The sequence below is a fragment of the Synechococcus sp. H55.11 genome (assembly GCF_047462475.1).
Taxonomy (GTDB): Bacteria; Cyanobacteriota; Cyanobacteriia; order Thermostichales; family Thermostichaceae; genus Thermostichus.
This window is the reverse complement of the sequence record NZ_JANSJI010000031.1, coordinates 1-2588: the sequence shown is the minus strand read 5'-3', so window position 1 is coordinate 2588 and position 2588 is coordinate 1. Positions and strand designations below refer to the sequence as shown.

Sequence of the window (2588 nt, the reverse complement as noted above, 5' to 3'; positions counted from 1 at the left end):
GTCACCGTAACGAGTGTTCAGTAGTGTAAATCGGCGGTGGAACAATTTATAAGCGAGTTGCCCTGGTAGCAAAATAAAGAACCTGCTCATAACCAGCATGGCCTTGATGAAGCGTTGGTGTCGTTGAAAAAGCCGGGAGCAGTTCAGGCCTCTTTGCGAATGGGTAAGATCACGATTTCGCGGGACAATCCGGATTATCCTGCCCTTGTGCTCGCGGTGTATATCCTGGGTGGTTTTTTCGGATCCCGGTTGATGAAGAGCATCCGCGAGGAAAAAGGGCTTACCTACAGTATTTATGCCCGCATACAGAACTTCCTCCATGCTTCGGTATTTTCTATCGGGACTGATATAAACCAAGAACAGGCAGATGTGGCCATCATGGAGATAAAAAATCAAATCAGAAAGCTCCGTTCAGAATGGGTGCGATCCAGTGAACTGGAACTGGCGAAGAATCACTTCATCGGCAACATGCAAAACGAGATGAGCAACATTTTTGCTCATACGGAACGGTACAAGACTATACACTTTTTTAATCTTCCAGCCGATTATTATTCGCGATTGATTCACCGGGTCAATTCAGTGAATGCATCTGAGCTTGCCGGTATTTATGAAAGATACCTTCATGAAGATAGTATGCATACAACGTTGGTACATTAAATCCCCAAGCGGCACAAAAACAAAAAGCCCCGTATTGCTACGGGGCTTTTGATTTAAGAACAGGCAACGACTTACTCTCCCGGGTTTTATCCCAGTACCATCAGCGCTGGTGGGCTTAACTTCTCTGTTCGGAATGGGAAGAGGTGATCCCCACCGCCATAGTCACCTTAAAACTTTTGTGATTTTTTCAGCGGGATTTAATCCCCACCGTCCCGATTTCCATCGGGATCACTTTGAACTCTGTTTGGCAGTTACTGTGTGTAACAGCAACCGAACCATTGCAATATTTTTTGACATGCGGGAGATACAGCAGGGAGATATCGTGCACATAGGGAGTGCGAAAAGAAGCGATCGGGTAATTAGTACTGCTCAGCTTTGCCATTTCTGGCTTTACACCTGCAGCCTATCAACGTCATCATCTCTGACGTCCCTTAAAGGAAGTCTCATCTTGAGGTGGGTTTCGCGCTTAGATGCTTTCAGCGCTTATCCCTTCCCAACATGGCTACCCAGCGGTGCAGCTGACGCCACAACTGGTACACCAGCGGTTGGTCCAACCCGGTCCTCTCGTACTAAGGTCAGATCCTCTCAAACTTCCAACGCCCATCACAGATAGGGACCGAACTGTCTCACGACGTTCTGAACCCAGCTCGCGTGCCACTTTAATGGGCGAACAGCCCAACCCTTGGGACCTTCTCCAGCCCCAGGATGTGACGAGCCGACATCGAGGTGCCAAACCTCCCCGTCGATATGAGCTCTTGGGGGAGATCAGCCTGTTATCCCCAGAGTACCTTTTATCCTTTGAGCGATGGCCCTTCCATGCAGAACCACCGGATCACTATATCCTAGTTTCCTACCTGCTCGACCCGTCGGTCTCACAGTCAAGCACCCTTATGCTATTGCACTCTACGCACGGTTACCAAGCGTGCTGAGGGTACCTTTGAAAGCCTCCGATACGCTTTCGGAGGCGACCACCCCAGTCAAACTACCCACCACACACTGTCTCCCGCTTGGGCGGGATTAGACATCAAGTAAATAAAGGGCGGTATTTCACCGTCGACTCCTCCGGACCTGGCGGCCCGGGATCACAGTCTCCCGCCTATCCTACACATCATCTACCCAATGTCAATGTGAAGCTGTAGTAAAGGTTCATGGGGTCTTTCCGTCCCGTGACGGGTACACGGCATCTTCACCGTGACTACAATTTCACCGAGCTCATGGCTGAGACAGTGCCCAGATCGTTACACCATTCGTGCAGGTCGGAACTTACCCGACAAGGAATTTCGCTACCTTAGGACCGTTATAGTTACGGCCGCCGTTTACCGGGGCTTCAGTTCAATGCTTCGCATCCCGAAACCGGGACACTAACATCCCCCCTTAACCTTCCGGCACCGGGCAGGTGTCAGGCCTTATACATCATCTTTCGATTTCGCAAAGCCCTGTGTTTTTGTTAAACAGTCGCCTGGGCCATTTCACTGCGACCTCCCCGATTGCTCGGGGTAGGCATCCCTTCTTCCGAAGTTACAGGATCAATTTGCCTAGTTCCTTAGCCATGACTCACTCGAGCACCTCAGGATTCTCTCCTTGACTACCTGTGTCGGTTTGCGGTACGGGTACCTTATTGATTAACGCTAGCGGGTTTTCTTGGAAGTATGGTTACGCTCACTATCACTTTGGCCGAAGCCGCCGTGTACTATCAGGTTCGGCATTTCTTACGGATTTGCCTATAAGAAATATACCTACACCCTTTAACCCCGTATTTCGTCACGGGGCGGAGCTGTCACTCCTCCGTCACCACTTCGCTCAATAAGGTAGTACCGGAATATTAACCGGTTGTCCATCGACTACTCCTTTCGGATTGGTCTTAGGCCCCGACTAACCCGCGGTTGATTAACATTGCCGCGGAACCCTTAGTCTTTCTCTTATAAACATCT

1 protein-coding gene and 2 rRNA genes are annotated in these 2588 nt (G+C 50.0%); 1 reads left to right on the top strand and 2 read right to left on the bottom strand.

Translation table 11 applies throughout. The annotated features are described in order from the left end of the window. Positions 1-123 precede the first annotated feature (123 nt). Positions 124-657 carry a M16 family metallopeptidase gene (locus NW853_RS01235; protein WP_414347261.1) on the top strand — a complete coding sequence of 178 codons (534 nt, stop codon included), beginning with the start codon at positions 124-126 and terminating at the stop codon, positions 655-657. A 58-nt stretch (positions 658-715) separates the two neighbouring features. Here NW853_RS01235 and rrf read toward each other — a convergent pair. Further along, a 5S ribosomal RNA gene (gene rrf / locus NW853_RS01230) occupies positions 716-827 on the bottom strand. A 169-nt stretch (positions 828-996) separates the two neighbouring features. Next, positions 997-2588, bottom strand: a 23S ribosomal RNA gene (locus NW853_RS01225); the annotation flags it as partial.